This is a genomic window from Herbidospora cretacea (assembly GCF_001570605.1).
Classification (GTDB): Bacteria; Actinomycetota; Actinomycetes; order Streptosporangiales; family Streptosporangiaceae; genus Herbidospora; species Herbidospora cretacea.
Genome location: NZ_BBXG01000003.1, coordinates 114,147 through 134,616, shown reverse-complemented (window position 1 = coordinate 134,616; position 20,470 = coordinate 114,147). Strand labels below are relative to the sequence as shown.

The window sequence follows — 20,470 nt, the reverse complement described above, 5'->3', positions numbered from 1 at the left end:
CTTCTCCGGTCCCCGGTCGACGGCTCTGAACAGGGCGGGCGGCGGCGATCCGTAGACCCTGACCGCGTCGGAGCCGGGCCATACCGGCTCTCCGGGGAGGTGCGCGCCGCCGTCGAGGCGGCCCGCGACGGTCCGGATCAGCAGGCCGAAGTCACCAGTAGTAGTCGGAGTTGGCGTCGGCGTTGCCGCTGGAGGAGTTGCCGCCGAAGAGATCGGTGACCCGGCCGAGGCGGATGAGGGCAGGCGGCTCATAGTCGGGCTCCGGCGTCGGCAGTTCGGGCCCTTCTGCTGACATGAATGACCACCTGTGCCTGTGAAGTGGGATACGGATGAGACCAGAGTGATGCTACCGACACTCAGCGGAGATGGCCGATGAGCCCGAGAATCAGGGCGCCGTGGGCGGCGGCGTCCCGTTCGGCGAACCGGACCGTCAGGTGCCTCGTCCAGGTCGAGCGCCGGAGTTCGTCCTCGCAGGTCCCGGCGACCAGGCGCAGGCCCGGGGCGAGCGGGCCGCCGATGACGACGGCCTGCGTCTCCAGGGTCGTCGAGCTCGCGCGCAGGGCGCGGACCAGCCTCTTCGCGGCGACGGTGAGGGCCCAGAGGCAGTCGGGGTCCCCTCCGCCGGCCCGGTCGACGAGGTCGCCGATGGAGGCGGGCGGCTCCTCTCCCCGGCCCCGGGCGCTGACGTACATCCCCTCCAGCACCGCGGGAACGCTGATGTAACGTTCCAAACAGCCTCTCTCGCCACACCAGCAGTCGAGACCGCCCGGCTCGACCGGGTGGTGGCCGACGCCCCCGGCCCGGCCGAGGGCCCCGCGCAGCATCCTCGGCCCGACGACCAGCCCGCCGAGGACGTGCTCGGCGGCCTCGACGTAGAGCAGGGTCTCGTACGGGTGGTGGTAGGTCTGCTCGTGCAGGGCCCCCAGCCGGGCGTCCGTGTCGACGGCCACCTTGACCTGGCCGAATCGCGCCTCCAGGTGCCGGTGCAGGTCGGGGGCGGCGAACCACGGCGCGGGCGGCGAGGGGGACAGGTCGCGCGGGTCGACCGCCCACGGAACCGCCAGGCCCATGGTCGCGATGTCGCCCGGCCCCCGGCCGATCGAGCCGACGAGGTCGGCGACGGCGTCCGCCGCCGCGTCGAGCCAGCCCGCGCCGTCGCGCAGGCCCAGATCGAGGCGGCTCACCCGCGCCTGGTCGCTGCGCCAGTGAGGCAACCGGGCGGAGACCGTCGCGCGGCGGGTGCCGATCTGTATCCCGACGGCAACCCCGGCCGCGGGCAGCAGGACCACCGGTTCCTTCTTGCCGCCCTGGGCGACGCCGTCTCTCAGGAGGGTCTTCACCGCCGTGCTGACCGACGCGATCGACAGGCCGGTGCGGCGCGCGAGCTCGGTCCGCAGGCCGGAGCGGCACATCAGGGCCCTGATGACCTGGAGGACGCTGTCGCTCTTGGTCTCCGGGTCGAGTAGGTCACGCGTCTCGTGCACGGGCACCCCGCCGCCGATTTCGAAATACGAGTCGTGCCGCCTCGATCGTGACACAGCGGCTTCACATCGAAAAGCGATCACGGACCGTCGCCGAACCGTTACCGGAGATACGGAAATCCCATGACATCGAGGTTGGGACGGCCGATACCCTCCGTATTCACCACACCCCAATCAGTGACGCCTCCGACCCGAGGGGACTCCCCCGTGCCCGGCCGCCCCCACGCCCCGCTCCCACGCGGGGTCCACTACCTGCTCGCCCAGTTCACCGCCGCCATCGCCACCCGGCCCAGCGACCGGCCCGCCGTGCTGCTCGACGGCCCGGCGGCCGGACGGCTGATCGGCGAGCTCGCCACGGCGATGGGCGGCCGGGTCGTGCCGCACGCCCACGTGGGCGACGCCGACGCCGAGCCGAGGGTCGGCCTGGTCTCCGTCATCGCCGAGAAGCTGCGGAACTCGATGCCCGAGGGCGCGGGCACGCTGCGGCTGCCCCTGCTGGAGACGTGCCAGGACGTGGTGTCGCTGGACAAGGCCCGGCCCGGCCAGCGCGACCGGCGCGCGATCGTCCGGGACGAGCTCTACGCGAAGCTGCTGGAGCGCCGCCGCCGGCTGAGGACGGCGCTCGCCGTCGCCACCAGGACCGGCGAGCTGCCGTTCGTCGGTTTCCTGTCGGGGGTCGTCCTGGTGCTGGCCGAGACGTTCCCCCGCTGGGTCTACGGCGTCTGGCTGGCCCGGAACCGGTCGCTGCGCTGGGTCGGCGGGATGCTGGGGAGACAGGACCGGCGGCTCCTCGACGTCGCGACGGCGATCACCGAGCGGGGGGCCGAGACCGCCGAGGCGGCCGTGCAGCAGGTGCTGGTGACGGCGCTGCTGCGCGATCTCGACCGGGCCGCCCGGCCCTCCCGGCTGTGGGTGTACCGGAGGCGCCGCCGGTGGTCGTTCGTCGTGCTGCTCGACGCCGTCGGCGGCACGGGCTCGCCGTGCAAGCAGTTCCTCGACGACTACGCGCGCCTCGTCGGCGCGGGCGAGCCGTCCGCGGTGCTGGTGCTGGGCGCGCTCGCGGCCGAGGAGCCGTCGGTCGCGGTCCGGCTCGGCCCCGGCCACGTCGCCGACCGGGTCGAGGCGCTCTACGCGGGCTCGGTCCAGCGGGAGTCGGCCGTGTACGTCGCCCCGCTGTCCGGGGAGGCCGACGACGGCGCGGCCGAGCGGTGGATCGCCACCAGCCTCCGGGTGCCCGCCCGGAAGGCCGCCCGCCGCGACTACGTCTGGTCGCTCGCCCCCTGGATCGCGGTGGCGACGGTCGCGGCGCTGGTGACCGTGGTCCCGCGGGGCCCGCGCCCGTGCCGTCCGGTCGCGGGCGGCGAGATCGTCGGGGTCACCGACGGCATCGAGTGCAGCCTGGCCCCGCCCGGCGCCGGGGGTGACCGGCTGCGTGAGCTGGAGGCGGTGGCGGCGTCCGTCAACCGGGCCGTGGACCCGGGCAAGCCCCACCGCGCCGTGGTCTTCTACGCCCCGGTCACGGTCCGCGACGGTTCGGGGAACACCACGCTGAACGGAGTCCAGAGCCTGCGCGGGGCGCTGCTCGCGGTGGCCGAGCTCAACGCCCGCCCCGGCGCGCGCCACATGGCGCTGCGGATCCTCCTCGCCAACCCGGGCGACGCCTTCGGCCACGGGCCGGAGGTCACCAGGGCGATCCTCGACCGGGCCGGGCGCGACCGCGTCTCCGCCGTGGTCGGCGTCACCCAGAGCCGCCCGGCCTCCCTCGCCGCCGTGACGGAGCTCAGCGACGGGAAGATCCTGGTGGTCGGCAGCTCCGTGACGGGCAGCGCGATGGTGGAGGGACCGGCGGCCCCGCTGCGCTACTTCCAGGTGTCGCCGTCGAACGAGCCGATCGCGCGGATCATGACGGCCTACGCCCGCGACGTGCGGCGCGAACCCAAGGCGATCGTGGTGGCCCACCCCGACGACGAGATCTTCAGCGTGGACCTGGCCCGCAAGCTGGAGGCCCGCTACGGGGCAGCCCGCACCTACCGCGTCGACTACGCGGAGACCGGCCGGGGGCCCGGCGCGCGCGACGCCGCCCAGAACATCTGCGAGCGGGTGGCCCAGTCGGGCGGCCACGTGATCTACGCCGGCCGGTCCGGCCGCCTCCAGGAGCTGCTCGACGCCATGGGCGACCGGAAGGACTGCGTCCGGGACGACGGGACCAGGATCGGTTTCCTGACCGAGAGCATGCCGAGCGGGTTCCTCGACGACCCCGACGCGCTGACCTCGCGCTATCCCTTCGCGGAGTTCTCCTACCTGGGGTTCGACACCTCGGCGACGCGGCAGTCGGCCCAGCACCGCTTCGCCGCCGCCTTCACCCGCTTCCTCACCGGCCGAGGGCTGCCCGCCTACCCGCCCAACGGCGACGCGGCGGGCGCCTACGACGCCGTGCTGGTGGCGTCCCGGGCCACCGACGAGGCCTTCGCCCTCAACTTCCCCGACGAGGACTTCCCCGCCAACGACGTCTACAGCTGGCTGGCCAGCTCCGGCGTCGAGGGCGTGAACGGGGCCTCGGGCGACCTCACCCTCGACCGGGTCCGCCGGTTCCCGCCCGGCAAGGCCCTCTACATCCTCGGCGTCGACCCGGTCACCGGCGTCACCCGGGTGCTGCTCGAATGCGGCGCGGGAGCCTGCCCCGACCGCCGGTGAGTGTTTCGGGTTGGTTTCGACCTCTTGACCGTCCACACAAAACGGGTGTAATCACAGATAAAACAACAAACACCCAAGGACGAAACCAACATCATGTACGCCGAGGAGCGACAGCAGGAGATCCTGCGCCGGGCCCGCGCCGCCGGTCGGGTCGACGTGGTGACCCTGGCCGAGGAGTTCGCCGTCACCACCGAGACCGTGCGCCGTGACCTGACCGCCCTCGAGAAGGCCGGGGTGCTGCGGCGGGTGCACGGCGGCGCCATCCCCGTCGAACGGCTCGGCTTCGAGCCCGCCCTGGCGGCCCGCGACGAGGTCATGACGTCGGAGAAGGAACGCATCGCCAAGGCCGCCGTCGCCGAGCTCCCCCAGGACGGCGCGATCATCATCGACGCCGGTTCGACCACCCACCGGCTCGCCCAGGAGCTGCCCGCCGACCGCGAGCTGACGGTGATCGTCAACTCGCCGCCGCTGGCCACGATCCTGGCCGCGCGGGCCAACCTGAACGTCATCATGATCGGCGGCCGGGTCCGCGGCCGGACCCTCGCCACCGTCGACGACTGGGCCCTGCGCCCGCTGGCCGACATCCACGTCGACGTGGCGTTCATGGGCACCAACGGGATCTCCGTCGCCAAGGGGCTGACCACGCCCGACCCGGCCGAGGCCGCGATCAAGCGCGCCATGATCGCTTCCGCGCAGCGCAGCGTCGTGCTGGCCGACCACACCAAGTTCGCCGGCACCTACCTGGCCCGGTTCGCCACCCTGGCCGAGATCGACGTGGTGGTCACCGACACCGTCCTCGACCCCCAGCTGGCCGCCGACCTGGCGCTCCACGGCCCGGAGGTGGTCCGCGCGTGATCCTCACCCTGACCCTCAACCCGAGCCTCGACCGCACCGTGGAGATCCCCGCGCTGGGGCGCGGCGAGGTCATCCGGGCCGCCGCCGCCCACCTCGACCCGGGCGGCAAGGGCGTCAACGTCTCCCGGGCGCTGCTCGCCAACCACGTGCGCTCGTGCGCCGTGGTCCCCTACGGCGGCGAGGAGGGCCGGCGGCTCATCGAGCTGCTCGACGTCGAGGGCATCGACATGATCATGGTCCCGGTCGCCGGGGCCACCCGTTCCAACATCACCCTCGCCGAGCCCGACGGCACGGTCACCAAGGTCAACGAGCCCGGGGCCACGCTCAGCCCGGCCGAGCTCGACGAGATCGCCGACGCCGTCCTGGCCGCCGCGCACAGCGCCGACTGGGTGGTCGCCTCGGGCAGCCTGCCACCCCAGGTCCCCTCCGACGTGTACGCCACCCTCTGCCGCCGCTTCCGGCAGGCCGGGATCAACGTGGCGATCGACACCAGCGGCCCGGCGCTGCTGGCCGCCCTGCAGGCCGGGCCCCGGCTGGTCAAGCCCAACCGCGAGGAGCTGGCCGAGGCGACCGGCACGCCGATCGACACGGTCGGCGACGCCCTGGAGGCCGCCGCGAATCTGCGCGCGATGGGCGCGGAGACCGTGCTGGCGAGCCTCGGGCGTGACGGCGCGCTGCTGGTCGACGACGGGACCGTCTGGTTCGGCGAGAGCGCGGCGGAGGAGCCCCGCAGCTCCGTCGGGGCGGGCGACGCGTTACTGGCCGGGTTCCTCGCCGCCGGGGCGCGCGGGCGGGCGGCCCTCGTCGAGGGGCTGGCCTGGGCGACGGCGGCGGTGCAGCTGCCCGGCAGCCGCATGCCGGGGCCCGGCGACATCAGACGTGATCGGGTGACCGTGTGTGAACCCGATCCGACCCGGCCGCTGTCGGGGGGCTGATCGCGGCCCGCAGTCTCACCCTTTCCACCCCCCGAGCTCCCCGGAAAGGAGCACACATGACCACCGACTACACCCCGCCCGTGGAAGGCACCGGGGTCAAGGCCACCATTCAGCGATTCGGCGGCTATCTGGCCGGGATGATCATGCCGAACATCGGCGCGTTCATCGCCTGGGGTCTGATCACGGCGCTGTTCATCCCGACGGGCTGGATCCCGAACGAGATGTTCGCCGCCCTGGTCGACCCGATGATCAAGGTGCTGCTGCCGGTCCTGATCGGTTACACCGGCGGCCGGATGGTCCACGGCCAGCGCGGCGCCGTCGTCGGCGCGGTCGCCACCATGGGCGTCGTGGTCGGCGCCGAGGTGCCGATGTTCCTCGGCGCGATGATCATCGGCCCGCTGGCCGCGTTCCTGCTGAAGCTGTTCGACGACGCGGTGCGCGACCGCGTCAGGGCCGGCTTCGAGATGCTCGTCGACAACTTCTCGGCGGGCATCATCGGCGGCGCCGTGGCGCTGCTGGGCGTGTGGGGCATCGGCCCGATCATCCAGAAGGTCACCGAAGTGGCCGGCGACGCCGCCAACTGGCTGATCACCAACAACGTGCTGCCGCTGGCCTCGATCGTCATCGAGCCGGCCAAGGTGCTGTTCCTGAACAACGCGATCAACCACGGCGTGCTGACGCCGCTGGGCGCGGCCGACGTCACCGAGACCGGCAAGTCGATCCTGTTCATGCTGGAGACCAACCCCGGTCCGGGCCTGGGACTGCTGCTGGCCTACTTCTTCTTCGGCCCGCGCGCCCTGCGGCCGAGCGCCCCGGCGGCCATCATCATCCAGTTCTTCGGCGGCATCCACGAGATCTACTTCCCGTACGTGCTGATGAAGCCCCGCCTGATCCTCGCCATGATCGCGGGTGGCGCCTCCGGCATCCTCGTGTTCATCGCGACGGGCGCCGGGCTGCTGGCCTCACCGGCTCCGGGCAGCATCTTCGCCTACCTGGCCGTTACCCCTCCGGGCGGCTACTTCGGCGTACTCGCGGGCATCCTCGTCGCCACCGGCGTGACCTTCGTGGTCGCCGCGGCGCTCCTCGGCTTCGGCCGGGGCGAGAAGGAGGAGACCCAGGAAGAAGAGACATCCACCACTCCGCAGGAGGCGTGAGGCTCATGGCCGGCATCGAGAGCGCGGCAGTCAAGAAGATCGTCATCGCCTGCGACGCGGGCATGGGCAGCAGCGTGATGCTGGCCTCCACGCTCCGCAAGCAGCTCAAGGGCAACGGGATCGAGGTCGTCCACTCGCCGGTCGACCAGATCCCGGCCGACGCCGACGTGGTCGTCACCCACCAGGGCCTGGCGGCCCGCGCGCGGAAGACGACGCCGGAGGGGGCGGTCCTGATCCCGTTCCAGGTCTTCATCGGCGACCCGGCGGTGACCAAGCTGGTCAACGCGATCAAGAACGGCGGCGTGGTCGGTGGCTGACATCCCGCTCGACCCGCGCGCGATCAGGCTCGACTGCGTGGCGAAGGACCGCGACGACGCGATCCGCCAGTGCGGCGAGACGCTCGTGGCGGTCGGGGCGGCGGCCGAGCCGTACGTCGCGGCGATGCTGGAGCGCGAGCGCACGCTCTCCACCTACGTGGGGGAGGGCGTCGCGATCCCCCACGGCACGGTGCGGGCCAAGGAGGTCGTGCACCGCGACGCGGTGTGCGTGCTGCGCTTCCCCGGCGGCGTCGACTGGGACGGCGACCTGGTCAAACTGTGCGTCGGCATCGCCGCCAAGGGCGACGGCCACGTCCGCCTGCTGGCCGAGCTGGCCGACATTCTCATGGACCCCGACGCGGCCGCGGCTCTGCGCGAGACGGCCGACGAGGCGGAGGTCCGAAGGCTTCTCATGGAGGGAACAGCATGAAGGTCGCGCGTTTCCACGCGCCCGGCGACATCAGGGTCGAAGACGCCCCGGAGCCGGTGGCGGGTCCGGGCGAACTCCTGATCCGGGTGCGCAACTGCTCCACCTGCGGCACCGACGCCAAGATCCTGAAGTTCGGGCACCACCACATCCGGCCGCCCCGCGTCATGGGCCACGAGATCGCCGGAGAGGTCGTGACCGGGACCGGCTCGTTCGAGCCCGGAGAGAGGGTGCAGATCATCGCCGCCATCCCGTGCGGCGAGTGCGGGGAGTGCCGGCGGGGCCGGATGACGGTCTGCCCGAACCAGGAGTCGATGGGCTACCACTACGACGGCGGCTTCGCCGAGTACATGGTCGTCCCGGCGAAGGTCCTGGCCGTCGACGGCGTCAACCGCATCCCCGAGGGCGTCGGCTTCGCCGAGGCGTCCGTCGCCGAGCCGCTGGCCTGCGTGCTGAACGGCCAGGAGCTGGCCCGGGTCGGCCCCGGCGACGACGTGGTCGTGATCGGCTCGGGCCCGATCGGCTGCCTGCATGTGCGCCTGGCCCGCGCCCGGGGAGCCAGGAGGGTCATCCTGGCCGACCTGAACCCCGACCGCCTGGAGATGGCGGCCGTCCTGGTCAACCCCGACGCCGCCCTGCACGGCGACGACGTGACCGAGGCGGTGCTGAAGCTGACCGAGGACCGCGGCGCCGACGTGGTGATCACCGCCGCCGCCTCGGGCGTCGCCCAGGAGCAGGCGCTCGGCATGGTCGCCCGGCAGGGCCGGATCAGCTTCTTCGGCGGCCTGCCGAAGGACAACCCGATCATCAGGCTCGACTCGAACCTCGTCCACTACCGGGAACTGACCATCGTCGGCGCGAACGGTTCGAGCCCCGCCCACAACAAGCAGGCCCTCGAACTCATCGCCACGGGCGCGGTCCCGGTGGCCGACCTGATCACCCACCGCGTGCCGCTCACCGACGTCCTTGAGGGCATCGACATCGTGATGCGCGGCGAAGCCATCAAAGTCACCGTGGAGCCGTGATGCCGGAGAGAACAGTAGCCGTGGCCGCCGCGACCGGCCTGCACGCCCGCCCCGCCAAACTCTTCGTCCAGGCCGCGGCCGGGACCGGGGTGCCGGTGAAGATCCGCGTCGGCGACGGCAAGGCGGTCAGGGCCGACAGCATGCTGGGCGTGCTGTCCCTGGGCGCGACCCACGGGACCGAGGTGACACTCTCGGCCGAGGGCGAGGGCGCCGACGCGGCCCTGTCGACCCTGGTGGAACTGCTGGAGCGGGACCTCGACGCGGAGTAGGAAACGGCCGGGCGCCCATTCGGGGGGTGCCCGGCCGTCTTTCCCCATTGTCCGCCGGTTCGCCCTAGCGGGCGGCCAGCTGGTCGAGGTTCCACACCGTGATCTCGTATTGGTCGACCGCGCCCTCCCACATCGCGATGACCGCGTCGTTCCCCGGCTGGGGGCAGTAGGCCAGGTCGTCGGACCGCCGGTCGGAGAAGGCCTCCAGGTGGGCCAGCGCCGCCTGCTCACTGGGCTCGGCGGACGGCGGGATCAGGGTCGCCGGGGAGTCGCCGATGGCGGTGGCCGCCATGAGCGCCCCCAGAAGGCTGCCGTCGGAGGCGATGCACGCCTGCCAGAGCGTCCAGCCCGGCTCGCCGGGGTGCTTGTCGAGCAGCACGGCCAGGTCGGCGCCGCGCACGATGCCGGGCTTGGCGAACACCGAGACCGAGGCGACCAGGCCCTCGTCGAAGTCGGCGGGGTCGACCTCGAAGAGGGAGCGGCTCGCGTCGAAGACCAGGGGCGCGTAGCCGTCGAGCAGGATCAGCACCTCGGGGTGGCTGACCGTCTCCTGGCCGGAGAGGGCCTCGCGGCGCACCCACCCGGGATGGTGGTGCAGCTCGGTCTCGTAGAGCCAGTTGCCGCCGTAGAACGCGCCGTAGGTCGCGGCGGGGGCGAAGTCGGCGAGCGGCCGGCCGAGCAGCTGCCCGAAGGCGTGCGTCAGCGCGGTATCCCAGGCGGCGGTCACAGATGGAACTCCTCGGTCAGTGAGAGGGATAGAGGACGGGCCACGGCACGATCTCGTGGGCGTCGACCAGGGACTTCGGCGCGGTCATGCACCAGGCGTCGGTCACGAGCTCGAACAGTTCGTCGGCCTCGATCAGGTCGAGGTGGACCACCACCCACCCCGTCGACTCGGTGGTGAACTGTATCTCGAACACCTCGGGCCGCTCGCCCACCAGGGCCGCCTGCTCTTCGAGGGTGGTCTTGAGGCCGACCGTCGAGGTGCGCTCCCACAGGTAGCCGAAGCCCTTGTTGCGCACCTTGATGGAGACCCACTCGCCGCCGAAGCCCTGTTTCGTCTCGGGCAGATGGTCCAGCATCTTGAGGAACTCGTCCACGCTCACCGCCATGGCCCCAAGACCTACCAGACCCCACCGACATTTCTCATCCGTCGAGAAGACCGAGCAGGGAGGCCAACTGTTCGCGCTGTTCGTCCGAAAGAACCGAGAAGACCTCCGCGGCGGCCTCCCGCCGCGCCACCCGGGCCCTCTCGTGGACGGCCAGCCCCTCCGGGGTGACCGAGACCAGCGTGGAGCGCCGGTTGGAGGGGTCGACGGAACGCGCGACCAGGCCGGACGCCTCCAGGGCGTCGACGACCGAGGTGAGGGAGCGAGGGACGATGCCCAGGAGCTCGGCCAGGCGGGTCATCCGCAGGGGTTCGCCGGCCGCGATGAGCGCGCGCAGGGCGCGGGACTGGCCGGGGTTGACGCCCAGGGGTTCGAGGCGCTCGCGGAAGCCCCGCCGGATGCGGTGGTCGACGCGGTGGACCAGCTCGAAGAGTTCTCCGTCGGACACAGCACTCGCCTCGTGGAATGAATGTGAGGTAACCTCCGTTTGAGTGTACATCATGGACAATGAACCCCGGGCGCCGTTGCGGCGCGTCATCCGTCTGTTCCGGCCCTACCGCCGCATGCTGGGCGCGGTCGGGGCCCTGATCGTGCTGTCGTCGGTGGTGTCGCTGGCCTCGCCGTTCCTGCTGCGGGAGATCCTCGACGTCGCCCTGCCCGCCCGCGACGCGCGGCTGCTGTCGATGCTGGCCCTGGGCATGATCGTGATCGCCGTCGTGACCAGCGTGTTCGACGTGCTGCAGACGTTCATCTCGACCACGGTCGGCCAGCGGGTCATGCACGACCTGCGCAAGTCCGTCTACAACCACCTCCAGCGGATGTCGCTGGCGTTCTTCACCCGCACCAAGACCGGTGAGGTCCAGTCGCGCATCGCCAACGACATCGGGGCCATGCAGGCCGTCGTGACGACCACCGCGACCTCGTTCATCTCCTACCTGACCTCGGTGATCGCCACCATCGCGGCCATGCTGGCGCTCGACTGGCGGCTCACGCTGATCTCCCTGGCGCTGCTGCCGCTGTTCGTGTGGATCAGCCGCAAGGTCGGCAAGGAGCGGCGGCGGATCACCACGCAGCGCCAGGTCACCATGGCGTCGATGGCCTCGATGGTGCAGGAGTCGCTGTCGATCAGCGGGATCCTGCTGGGGCGGACGATGGGGCGCACCGGCGCGCTCACCGACCGGTTCGCCGCGTCCTCCGACGACCTCGCCGACCTAGAGGTGCGGTCGTCGATGGCGGGGCGGTGGCGGCAGTCGTCGATCCAGATCGTGATGGCGGCCATGCCTGCGGTGATCTACTGGGCGGTCGGCTGGACGGGGGCCGTCTCGGTCGGCACGCTGGTGGCCTTCACCACGCTCCAGACGTCGATGTTCCGGCCGTCGGTGCAGCTCTTGCAACTGGGGGTCGAGGTGCAGAGCTCGATGTCGCTGTTCGGGCGGATCTTCGAATACCTCGACCTCAAGGTCGACATCCACCCCGGCGACCGCGCGCTCGACCGGGTCAAGGGCGACGTGCGGTTCGAGCAGGTCGACTTCTCGTACGGCGACACCCCCACCCTCACCGGCATCGACATCGAGGTCCCGCCGGGCAGCCGGCTGGCCATCGTGGGCGAGACCGGGTCGGGCAAGACCACCCTCAGCTACCTGCTCCCCCGCCTCTACGACGTCGGCGGCGGCCGGATCACCATCGACGGCGTCGACGTCAGGGAGCTGACCTTCGAGTCACTGGCCGAGACGGTCGGCGTGGTCTCCCAGGAGACCTACCTCTTCCACGCCTCGGTCGCCGACAACCTGCGCTTCGCCAAGCCCGACGCGACCGAAGAGGAGTTGCACGCCGCAGCAAGGGCCGCCCGCATCCACGACCACCTCATGTCGCTGCCCGAGGGCTACGACACCCTGGTCGGCGAGCGCGGCTACCGCTTCTCCGGCGGCGAGAAGCAGCGCCTGGCCATCGCCCGGACCCTGCTGCGCAACCCGCCGGTGCTGATCCTCGACGAGGCCACCAGCGCCCTCGACACCCAGACCGAGCGGGCCGTCCAGGAGGCCCTCGACGAACTGGCCGAAGGCCGCACCACCCTGACGATCGCCCACCGGCTCTCCACCGTCCGCGACGCCGACCAGATCATCGTGCTGGACAGGGGCCGGATCGTGGAGCGCGGCACCCACGACGAGCTGATCGCCCTGGGCGGCCACTACGCCGCCCTGGTCAACCGCGACGAGCTCACCCTGACAGCAGCCGAAGCGGCAGGGTGATCACCACATAGGCGGCGACCGCGAACGGCACCGCCGCCAGCAGCGTCCAGAAGATCTCCCTCACGGCGTTGGCCAGCAGCGGGACCAGCAGGAACACCGCCAGGCAGGCCCAGGCCTGCGGGGCGTAGCCCAGGCCGAACGCGTAGTGGGCGGCCTCCATCCCGAAGACCCCCGACAGGGCGGCCAGCCCGGCCACCCGCTGCCACCGGGCCACCCCGCGCCGCCACCACAGCCCCGCGACCCCGAACACCGGCCCGGCCACGCACGCGATGACCACCCAGACGAGCGGCCAGAAGAAGTCCCCCATCCCGTCGCGGCCGAACTCGGCGTAGCCGTAGTAGCCCACGACGAGCCCGATCTCGGCGGCGAGCCCGGCCAGCAGCGCGCGGGGGAAGGCCGAATGCTCCGGCGGGGCCATGCCGAGGAGCTCCACCCCTCGCGGACCTGGCCCGTAGGAGGTGAAGCCGCGCGGCGGACCGCCCGCGACCACCGCTCCGGCGACGAACGCCACCACCGACCACACGGCCCCCGAGTTGGCGATCTGGTTCCACGCCCCCGGCAGCCACCCCTGGGCCAGGTTGGTCAAAATCCCTGCGGCGAGCCCCGCCGCCAGGGCGATCGGCACCGCCCGCCATCCGTTCATGGTCCGGCACTGTATCGGCGGATTCAGATCTGGTTGAGGCCCCCGTCCACATAGAGCTCCGAGCCGGTGATGAAGCTGCTCTGGTCCGACGCCAGGAACGCGACCGCCCCGGCGACCTCCTCGGGCCGCCCCATCCGCCCGATCGGGACCGACTCCGTCAGGTAGCCCTTCAGCTGCGCGGCCCCGGCCTCGTCGGCGGCAAGGCCGTCGATGCCGGGGGTGGCGATGGGGCCGGGGACGATTGCGTTGACCCGGACGCCCCGGCCCTTGAGCTCGTTGGCCCAGGTCCGGGCGAAGGAGCGGATGGCCGCCTTGGACGCGGCGTACACCCCGAAGGCCTCGGCGCCCGAGCCGGCCGCGGTGGAGCCGGTGAGGATCACCGAGGCGCCCTCGTTGAGGTGGGGCAGCGCCTTCTGGACGGTGAAGAGGGTGCCCTTCACGTTGGCGTCGAAGGTCTGGTCGAAGTGCTTCTCGGTCACGTCCTCCAGGCGGGTGAACTCGCCGCCGCCCGCGTTGGCGAACAGCACGTCGACGCCGTGCTCCTCGACCGCGGCGAAGAGCCGGTCGAGGTCGGCGAGGTCGGCCACGTCGCCGCGCACCCCCACCGCGCCGTGGCCGATCTCGTCCACGGCCTGCTTCAGTTCCGCCTCGCGGCGACCCATGACGTAGACCCGCGCCCCGTCGTCGGCGAGCCGCCGCGCGGTGGCCAGGCCGATCCCGCTGGTGCCGCCGGTGACCACGGCCACCTTGCCGTCGAACGTTCCCATGATCCGCCTCCCTTGTCGTAACCGATCTGGTTACGACAGCGATGTAACCATGCCTGTTACACTGGCGTCAAATGAGCGCGAACAGCAGGCTGACCATCGCCGCACACGTCCTGACCTGGATGGCCATGGACCAGGAGAGCGGCCGGGTCGCGACCTCCGACCGCATCGCCGAGAGCGTCCAGACCAACCCCGTCGTGATCCGCCGCTACCTGGGCGAGCTGCGCGCCGCCGGGCTGGTGGAGGCCAGACGGGGCGCGGGCGCGGGCTGGCGGCTGACCCGGGAGCCCGCCGAGGTGACCCTCCTCGACGTCTACCGCGCGGTCGAGGACGGGCCCCTGTTCGCGATGCACGCCACCCCGCCCAACCTGGGCTGCCCGGTGGGGTCGGGCATCCGGCCCGCGCTCGGCGAGGTCTACGCCGGGGTCGAGGAGCGTCTGCGGGCCCAACTGGCCGCCACCACGATCGCCGATCTCCTTAATGACATAAGGGGCAGCAAAAACGGATAATTCGCACCGTGAAATCTCGTCGCGCGCTTGTCGTCCGAGGCGGCTGGGAAGGTCACCAGCCCGAGGCCGCCACCGATCTCTTCCTCCCCTACCTGTCCGGTCAGGGATTCACCGTCACGATCGCCGACTCCCCCGCCGCCTACGAGGACCCCGGCCTGATGGCCGCGACCGACCTCGTCGTCCAGTGCTTCACGATGGGCGACATCACCCGCGAGCAGAGCGCCGGCCTGACCTCGGCGGTCGCGGCGGGCACCGGGTTAGCCGGGTGGCACGGCGGCATCGTCGACGCCTTCCGCTCCGACCCCGACTACCTCCACCTGACCGGCGGGCAGTTCGCCTGCCATCCCGAGATCGGCGGGGAGACCTTCGTCCCCCACCGGATCGAGATCACCGGCGACGACCACCCGATCACCGCGGGCATCGCCGACTTCGACCTGGTCACCGAGCAGTACTGGGTGCTGACCGACCCGTACAGCACCGTTCTCGCCACCACCACCCACGTCGCCCAGGGGCCGTGGAACCGGCCGGTCACGGTCCCCGCCGTGTGGGTCCGCGAATGGGGCCGGGGCCGCGTCTTCGTCGCCACGCCCGGCCATGACCTCGACACCCTCCGGAACGGCAGCGTCCGCACCATCGTCGAGAGGGGGATGGCATGGGCGAGCCGGTGAAGATCGGGATGATCGGCTGCGGGAAGGTGTCGATCCAGTACACGACCACCCTGCGGACCCTTCCGGGCCTGGTCCTGCACGCCGTCGCGGACCTCGACCCGGCCCGCGCCCAGGCCACCGCCGCCGAGACCGGCGCCCGCGCGATGGCCGTCGACGACCTCATCGACGCCTGCGACCTGGTGCTCAACCTGACCGTCCCGGCCGCGCACACCGAGGTCGCGCTGCGCGCCATCGCCGCCGGGAAGGACGTCTACGGCGAGAAACCGCTGGCCGCGACGCTCGCCGAGGCTGCGACGGTCGTCGAGGCGGCGCGCGCGGTCAAGCTGGGCTGCGCCCCCGACACCGTGCTCGGCACCGGCTTCCAGACCGCCCGTCACCACCTCGACGCGGGCCTCATCGGCCGCCCGGCCGCCGCCGTGGCCACCATGATCACCTCAGGTCCCGAACCGTGGCACCCCGACCCCGACTTCTACTACGTGCCCGGCGGCGGGCCGCTACTGGACATGGGTCCCTATTACGTGACGGCCCTGGTGACGCTCCTCGGCCCGGTCGTCTCGGCGATCGGGGCGAGCAGCCGCACCCGCCAGGAGCGGGTGATCGGCAGCGGCTACCGAGCCGGCGAGCGGATCCCCGTCACCACCGACACCCACGTCACCGGGGTGCTCACGCACGCCTCCGGCGCGCTGTCCACGCTGATCATGTCGTTCGACGGCGCGACGAGCCGGGCGCCCAACATCGAGGTCCACGGCGACCTCGGCACGCTCGTCGTGCCCGACCCGAACCGCTTCGACGGCGACGCGCTCGTCCACCGCGTCGGCGGGGCGTGGGAGACGCTGCCGGTCGCGGCAGGTTACCGGGACACCGGCCGCGGCATCGGCGTGTACGACCTGGTCACCGCCCCCCGCCCGCGCGCCTCCGGGGAGCTGGCCCTGCACGTCCTGGACGTGATGGAGTCGCTCCTCCGGTCGGCCGTCACCGGGCAGGCGGAGACGGTGAGGAGCACCTGCGACAGACCCGACCCGGTGCCCCTTCTTTAGGGCAGATTCACGGCGCGAGCCGCGGCCGTCCGCGGCTCGCTTCAGTCCCTCACATGACCCTCGGCGGCCAGTGACTGGTATTCGATGATGTCGTCCGCCGTGATCAGGCCGTCTTGGATCGCGCGGGCCAGCAGGGTCGTCTTCGTCGGGGCGGCCCTGCCGGTGCTGGCGTACTTCACCCGGGCGCGTTCGATGTACTGCTTCACGGTCGCCTCGGAGATGCCCATCCGGAGCGCGACCGACTGCTTGTTCATGCCCTGGAACCACAGCAGCAGCGCCTCGCGCTCCCGGCCCGACAGCATCGGCCGGGACGTCTGCCCGTCGGCCGCCACCAGCGCCCCGGCCATGACCGGCGGCACGTAGGGCCGGTCGCGGGCGACGGCCACGATCGTGTCGACGCAGTGTTCCTTGGTCTCGTTCTTGGCGATGAAGGTCGAGGCCCCGGCCTGGAGCACCGCCATCACGGTCGCGTCGTCCTCGTGCACCGAGTAGACGACCACCCGGCGCCCGGCCGCGACCAGCTCGGGGATGCGCGGCAGCGAGTTGACGCCGTTGTCGAGCTCCAGGTCGAGCAGCAGCACGTCGGCGTGCGCGCCGGCGCCGTCGAGGACCGAGTCGACGGTGTTCCCGCTGGCCACGATCTCCACGCGGTTCCCGGGGTCGGCGGCGACCCACGACCGGATGCCCTCCAGCACGACCGGCGTGTCCTCCACCACCGCCAGGGTCACGGGGCGGTCCAGCGGCTCTCGATCCACAGTTGTGTCCCTCCGTTCTCGGCTTCGACGCGGGTGGCGACGTTGTCGGCCCGGACGGCCCCCGGCGCGAGCAGCGACGGCGCGTCGGTGAGCACGCTGACGATGACCTCGCGCGGGGTCGCGACGAGGGTGACCCTGGCCTGGCGGCGGGCCCGCGCCATGCCCTCGATGGGCGACTCGGTGAGCGCCCGGCGCACGTCGAGGGGCAGCGGCGGCACCGTCCCGGCGGTCAGGAACAGCACCACGACGCCCCGGCGCTCGACGTCGAACGCGCAGGCCCGCAGGGTGTGCAGCAGCGGGTCGGGGGCGTCGTCGGTCTCGGCGATCAGGCGGCGCAGCCGGGCCGCGCCGACCGCGCTCTCGTGGCGGACGTCGGGATTGGCCGGATCGGCGCCGTCGGCCAGCAGGTTCAGCACCGGCGCGACGGCCGAGCGCACCTCGGCGTAGCGGGCCAGGCGGTCGGCGTGGACCTGGTCGGCGGCCTTGCGGTCGGCCTCGGCGCGGGCGGTGCGGTTGGAGTTCTCCACCGCCCACCGGGCGGCCAGGTCGAGGGCGTGGCCACCGGCGCTCGCGCCCGCCTGCAGGGTGATCGCGCCGACGCTGACGACGAGGAACTTGCTCAGCGACAGCGGGTCGAACGCCCCGGCGACGGCCAGCCCGCCCAGCGTGACGACCACGTTGGCCAGCAGGAAGAGGCTCAGGTCGCGCAGCCAGGTCGGGCGCGGCCAGAACAGGATCATGGCCAGCCAGCCGACCGACCCCCAGGCCCAGTTTGCGGCGTTCACGACGTCGCCCGGCTGGCACGCGGCCATCACCATCGCCGACACGGCCAGCGCCCCGGCCGCGTAGGGCCAGACGTTGAATCGGAGCGACGATTCGCTCAGAAGGGCGACGGCGGCGACCGCGCCGATCACGGTGTAGAGGACCCAGGCGAGCCCGGCCAGCCACGGGTAGCGGTAGGAGTCCCACAGGCCGACCGTGCTGACCAGGTCGAAGCCGAAGTGCCAGAGGGCGACGACCGACACGGCGGCGCGGCGGGCGCCCAGGCTGTAGTTGCGGCGGACACTCGTCTCGGTTGCGGTCACCGCGTCCACCTCAGGGTGACCCGGGTGCCCTGCGGGCCCGACTCGACCACGCCCCGGCCGCCGACCATCTCCATGCGGGCCAGGATCGACACCCGCAGGCCGTAGCGGTGGTCGGGCACGCCCGCCACGTCGAAGCCCATCCCCCGGTCGCGGACCTCGACGGCGACCAGGCCGTCGTCCTCGGTCAGCGTGACGGTCGCGGTGGTCACGTTGGCGTGGCGCAGGACGTTCGCGAGCGCCTCGGCGACCGCTTCGAGGAACGCCTCGCCGACCTCCCACGGCACCGACACCGGCACCAGCCGGGTGTGGACGACCAGGCCCGACCGGGCGGCCCCGGCGGCCAGCCGGTCGTGCAGCGGCACGTGGTCGGGGCCGGTGCCGCCGCCCTCGGACATGCGGTCGAGGTCGGCCAGGTGGCGCGCGGCGGTCTCGCGCAGCATGGGCGAGGTCGCGCCGATGCCGCCCGCGCCGATCATCATGAGGGTGGCCAGCACGCTGCCGTGCATGCGGCTGTTCTGGGCGCGTTCGTCCCGGCGGCGCTCGCGTTCGACGGTGGCCTTCTCCTCGGCGTCGCGGGCGGCGGCCAGTTCGGCGTCGGCGTCGGCCGCGCCCTTCCTGAGCAGGCTCATCAGCAGGGCCGTCGCCACCACCTGGAGCACGTGGATCCCGGCCACCGCGAACGCGCCGGAACCGATCAGGTGCGCGGCGACCACCACGAGCCCGGCCGGGACGGCCGGACCGGCCCGCCAGGTCAGGTTGATCACCACGATCGTCATGGTGACCAGCCCGCCGACCCAGCTCGCGCTGTCGCCGATGAGCGTGCCCGCGACCAGGTCCCTCTGGAAGACGCACAGCGCGGAGGTGATGAGCACCTCGAAGACGACCACCTGCGGCAGCAGGCCGCGGGTCCAGCCCGCCCAGAGGAAGAAGACGCTCCAGCACAGCAGCCCGGCCACGACCGGGACCAGCACCCCGGCCTCGACCGGCGGGGCGAGCGCCAGCAGCGCGGCGGCGGCGGCCACGACCCCGGCGACCCCGCGCATCACGGCCGCGCAGCGGGCGGTCACCCGGTCGAGCGCGGCGGTCGCGGGCATGCGCCCACCCGCGTCGAGCCGAACACCCAATGCCATCAGAGGCCCCACTCAGCAAGGCTGGATCATGACCGCGCCCTGCGAGTGTAGAGCCGTTTGTCCGGCTGTCGGTCGAATGGCCGTCATAGGTACGCGTCTGTAACCCGGTCTAATTGAGACGGTAATCGTCACGGTGGAGGGGACGGGCAATGCAGTACGCGACGGAGAGCGAGATCCGCTCGACGATCACCTCGGCGCGCGTCACGGATCCGGGGATCGCGATCCAGTTCGACGACCGGGTGAACCGCGGCGACCTGCCCGCCCTGGTCAGCCTGATCGCCAGCATCGTCCGGCTGTTCCTGGGCCTGGCCAAGAAGATCGACGACGAGACGGCCTCCCGGGTGGCGCGCTCCTACCTGGCCTGATACGCATGAGTCCATGACGCTTCATCCCCATCTGGACCCCGACCTGCGCGCCGCGCTCGAAGCGACCCCCGTGGCCCCTTACGACCTGAGCAGCGCCGATCTGGACGAGATCCGCCGCGCCAGGGCGGCCACCTGCCTGCCGCCGGGGCCCGGGACCAAGGTGACCGACGTCGACGCCGACGGCCTGCGGCTGCGCGTCTACCGCCCGGCCGGCGCGGGCGACGGACCGCTCCCCTGCCTCTACTGGATCCACGGCGGCGGCATGGTGTTCGGGCTGCCCGAGATGGACGACGCCCGGGTCTCCCGCTGGGTCGAGGCCCTCGGCTGCGCCGTGGTGTCGGTCGACTACCGGCTGGCGCCGGAGCACCCCTATCCGATCCCCCTGGACGACGCCTACCGGGGCCTGGTGTGGACCGCCGACAACGCCGCCTTCCTCGGGGTGGACGCCGGGCGGCTGGCCATCGGCGGGAACTCGGCGGGCGGCGGCCTCGCGGCGGGATGCGCCCTGATGGCCCGCGACCGGGGCGGCCCGGCGCTGCGGCTGCAGATGCTGCTGTGCCCGATGCTCGACGACCGCGACGACACCCCCTCGAAGACCCAGCACGCCGAGTCCCTCTGGCCGCGCGCCAACAACCGCTGGGCCTGGAATGCCTACCTGGGCGACCTCGCCGACGTGCCCGTCTACGCCGCCCCCGCCCGCGCCGCCGACCTGTCCGGCCTGCCCCCGGCCTACGTCGACGTCGGCGACCTGGAGCTCTTCCGCGACGAGGACGCCCACTACGCGCTGCGCCTGGCGGCGGCCGGGGTGCCGGTCGAGTTCCACCTGTGGCCCGGCGCCGTCCACGGCTTCGCCGGCGCCTACCCGGACACCCCGATCGGGCGACGGTCGACCGCCGAGCAGATCGAGGCACTCAGACGCGGCTTCGCCTGAACCTCCGGGTGCTTCCCATGGCGCACGGCCGCTGAGCCGAAAATGTCGGTGGCCGTATCTAGGCTGCC

General features: G+C 72.3%; 24 protein-coding genes. 14 read left to right on the top strand and 10 right to left on the bottom strand.

From position 1 onward, the window contains the following. Nucleotides 1-151 precede the first annotated feature (151 nt). Entirely contained in the window at nucleotides 152-295 is a 144-nt protein-coding gene (locus tag AW270_RS39445; RefSeq protein ID WP_169807263.1) for a hypothetical protein, read from the bottom strand. A 61-nt stretch (nucleotides 296-356) separates the two neighbouring features. After that, nucleotides 357-1,484 carry an ROK family transcriptional regulator gene (locus tag AW270_RS06530; RefSeq protein ID WP_218009113.1) on the bottom strand — a complete coding sequence of 376 codons (1,128 nt, stop codon included), beginning with the start codon at nucleotides 1,482-1,484 and terminating at the stop codon, nucleotides 357-359. Nucleotides 1,485-1,688: 204 nt separating this feature from the next. Here AW270_RS06530 and AW270_RS39440 point away from each other — a divergent pair, with 204 nt between their 5' ends. The 8 genes from AW270_RS39440 to AW270_RS06490 all read left to right on the top strand — a co-directional run bounded on the left by AW270_RS39440 (nucleotide 1,689) and on the right by AW270_RS06490 (nucleotide 9,157). Next, entirely contained in the window at nucleotides 1,689-4,175 is a 2,487-nt protein-coding gene (locus AW270_RS39440; protein ID WP_061291726.1) for an ABC transporter substrate-binding protein, read from the top strand. Nucleotides 4,176-4,268: 93 nt separating this feature from the next. After that, nucleotides 4,269-5,030, top strand: a complete 762-nt coding sequence (locus AW270_RS06520) for a DeoR/GlpR family DNA-binding transcription regulator (RefSeq protein ID WP_061291724.1) — start codon at nucleotides 4,269-4,271, stop codon at nucleotides 5,028-5,030. After that, on the top strand, nucleotides 5,027-5,965 hold the full coding sequence (pfkB, locus tag AW270_RS06515; protein WP_061291723.1) for a 1-phosphofructokinase: 939 nt from the start codon (nucleotides 5,027-5,029) through the stop codon (nucleotides 5,963-5,965). The genes AW270_RS06520 and pfkB overlap by 4 nt, the downstream gene beginning before the upstream one ends. Nucleotides 5,966-6,021: 56 nt before the next feature. Further along, the gene (gene mtlA / locus AW270_RS06510) at nucleotides 6,022-7,119 is read left to right on the top strand and encodes a mannitol-specific PTS transporter subunit IIC (protein ID WP_061291721.1); all 1,098 of its coding nucleotides are present in this window, start codon (nucleotides 6,022-6,024) and stop codon (nucleotides 7,117-7,119) included. 5 nt (nucleotides 7,120-7,124) lie between these two features. Continuing rightward, nucleotides 7,125-7,436: a PTS sugar transporter subunit IIBC family protein gene (locus AW270_RS06505; protein ID WP_061291719.1), complete on the top strand. Its 312-nt coding sequence runs from the start codon at nucleotides 7,125-7,127 to the stop codon at nucleotides 7,434-7,436. Then, nucleotides 7,429-7,866 (top strand): PTS mannitol transporter subunit IIA, encoded by a 438-nt coding sequence (locus tag AW270_RS06500; RefSeq protein ID WP_061291717.1) that lies wholly within the window; start codon nucleotides 7,429-7,431, stop codon nucleotides 7,864-7,866. The genes AW270_RS06505 and AW270_RS06500 overlap by 8 nt, the downstream gene beginning before the upstream one ends. After that, a complete protein-coding gene (locus AW270_RS06495; RefSeq protein WP_061291715.1) occupies nucleotides 7,863-8,888 on the top strand; it encodes a zinc-dependent dehydrogenase in 1,026 nt (341 codons plus the stop codon). The genes AW270_RS06500 and AW270_RS06495 overlap by 4 nt, the downstream gene beginning before the upstream one ends. Continuing rightward, nucleotides 8,888-9,157: an HPr family phosphocarrier protein gene (locus AW270_RS06490; RefSeq protein WP_061291713.1), complete on the top strand. Its 270-nt coding sequence runs from the start codon at nucleotides 8,888-8,890 to the stop codon at nucleotides 9,155-9,157. The genes AW270_RS06495 and AW270_RS06490 overlap by 1 nt, the downstream gene beginning before the upstream one ends. 64 nt (nucleotides 9,158-9,221) lie before the next feature. Here AW270_RS06490 and AW270_RS06485 read toward each other — a convergent pair whose 3' ends face one another. Genes AW270_RS06485 through AW270_RS06475 form a run of 3 tightly spaced genes read right to left on the bottom strand, consistent with a single transcriptional unit; the run spans nucleotide 9,222 to nucleotide 10,714 of the window. Further along, a complete protein-coding gene (locus AW270_RS06485) occupies nucleotides 9,222-9,884 on the bottom strand; it encodes a hypothetical protein (RefSeq protein WP_061291711.1) in 663 nt (220 codons plus the stop codon). Between the two features lie 16 nt (nucleotides 9,885-9,900). Further along, nucleotides 9,901-10,269, bottom strand: coding sequence for an MmcQ/YjbR family DNA-binding protein (locus AW270_RS06480; RefSeq protein WP_061291709.1), 369 nt, complete (start codon nucleotides 10,267-10,269; stop codon nucleotides 9,901-9,903). 34 nt (nucleotides 10,270-10,303) lie between these two features. Then, on the bottom strand, nucleotides 10,304-10,714 hold the full coding sequence (locus tag AW270_RS06475; protein ID WP_245674589.1) for a MarR family winged helix-turn-helix transcriptional regulator: 411 nt from the start codon (nucleotides 10,712-10,714) through the stop codon (nucleotides 10,304-10,306). A 52-nt stretch (nucleotides 10,715-10,766) separates the two neighbouring features. Here AW270_RS06475 and AW270_RS06470 point away from each other — a divergent pair, with 52 nt between their 5' ends. Next, on the top strand, nucleotides 10,767-12,515 hold the full coding sequence (locus tag AW270_RS06470) for an ABC transporter ATP-binding protein (RefSeq protein WP_061291705.1): 1,749 nt from the start codon (nucleotides 10,767-10,769) through the stop codon (nucleotides 12,513-12,515). On the opposite strand, the gene AW270_RS37540 is transcribed toward AW270_RS06470, so the two are convergent. Further along, nucleotides 12,484-13,158, bottom strand: a complete 675-nt coding sequence (locus AW270_RS37540; protein ID WP_061291703.1) for a DUF6518 family protein — start codon at nucleotides 13,156-13,158, stop codon at nucleotides 12,484-12,486. The two genes, AW270_RS06470 and AW270_RS37540, sit on opposite strands and share 32 nt — an antisense overlap. A gap of 23 nt (nucleotides 13,159-13,181) precedes the next feature. Continuing rightward, nucleotides 13,182-13,925 carry an SDR family NAD(P)-dependent oxidoreductase gene (locus tag AW270_RS06460; protein ID WP_061291701.1) on the bottom strand — a complete coding sequence of 248 codons (744 nt, stop codon included), beginning with the start codon at nucleotides 13,923-13,925 and terminating at the stop codon, nucleotides 13,182-13,184. A gap of 71 nt (nucleotides 13,926-13,996) precedes the next feature. Here AW270_RS06460 and AW270_RS06455 point away from each other — a divergent pair, with 71 nt between their 5' ends. From AW270_RS06455 to AW270_RS06445, 3 genes are read left to right on the top strand one after another with little or no spacing between them, the layout of a single operon-like run. After that, nucleotides 13,997-14,431: an Rrf2 family transcriptional regulator gene (locus AW270_RS06455; RefSeq protein ID WP_061291700.1), complete on the top strand. Its 435-nt coding sequence runs from the start codon at nucleotides 13,997-13,999 to the stop codon at nucleotides 14,429-14,431. An 8-nt stretch (nucleotides 14,432-14,439) separates the two neighbouring features. Beyond that, complete coding sequence (locus tag AW270_RS06450; RefSeq protein ID WP_061291698.1) at nucleotides 14,440-15,099, top strand: ThuA domain-containing protein; 660 nt, start codon at nucleotides 14,440-14,442, stop codon at nucleotides 15,097-15,099. Then, nucleotides 15,084-16,136, top strand: coding sequence for a Gfo/Idh/MocA family protein (locus AW270_RS06445; RefSeq protein WP_061291696.1), 1,053 nt, complete (start codon nucleotides 15,084-15,086; stop codon nucleotides 16,134-16,136). The genes AW270_RS06450 and AW270_RS06445 overlap by 16 nt, the downstream gene beginning before the upstream one ends. 41 nt (nucleotides 16,137-16,177) lie before the next feature. Here the strand turns inward: AW270_RS06445 and AW270_RS06440 are convergent, their stop codons facing one another. From AW270_RS06440 to AW270_RS06430, 3 genes are read right to left on the bottom strand one after another with little or no spacing between them, the layout of a single operon-like run. Beyond that, the gene (locus AW270_RS06440; RefSeq protein ID WP_061291694.1) at nucleotides 16,178-16,891 is read right to left on the bottom strand and encodes a response regulator transcription factor; all 714 of its coding nucleotides are present in this window, start codon (nucleotides 16,889-16,891) and stop codon (nucleotides 16,178-16,180) included. Continuing rightward, nucleotides 16,861-17,976 carry a hypothetical protein gene (locus AW270_RS06435; protein WP_157521737.1) on the bottom strand — a complete coding sequence of 372 codons (1,116 nt, stop codon included), beginning with the start codon at nucleotides 17,974-17,976 and terminating at the stop codon, nucleotides 16,861-16,863. The genes AW270_RS06440 and AW270_RS06435 overlap by 31 nt, the downstream gene beginning before the upstream one ends. Then, nucleotides 17,973-19,106 carry a sensor histidine kinase gene (locus AW270_RS06430; protein WP_157521736.1) on the bottom strand — a complete coding sequence of 378 codons (1,134 nt, stop codon included), beginning with the start codon at nucleotides 19,104-19,106 and terminating at the stop codon, nucleotides 17,973-17,975. Before AW270_RS06430 ends, AW270_RS06435 begins: the two co-directional genes overlap by 4 nt. 149 nt (nucleotides 19,107-19,255) lie before the next feature. Here AW270_RS06430 and AW270_RS06425 point away from each other — a divergent pair, with 149 nt between their 5' ends. Then, nucleotides 19,256-19,471, top strand: coding sequence for a hypothetical protein (locus tag AW270_RS06425; RefSeq protein WP_061291688.1), 216 nt, complete (start codon nucleotides 19,256-19,258; stop codon nucleotides 19,469-19,471). Between the two features lie 13 nt (nucleotides 19,472-19,484). Further along, nucleotides 19,485-20,402: an alpha/beta hydrolase gene (locus AW270_RS06420; protein WP_061291686.1), complete on the top strand. Its 918-nt coding sequence runs from the start codon at nucleotides 19,485-19,487 to the stop codon at nucleotides 20,400-20,402. Nucleotides 20,403-20,470 lie beyond the last annotated feature (68 nt).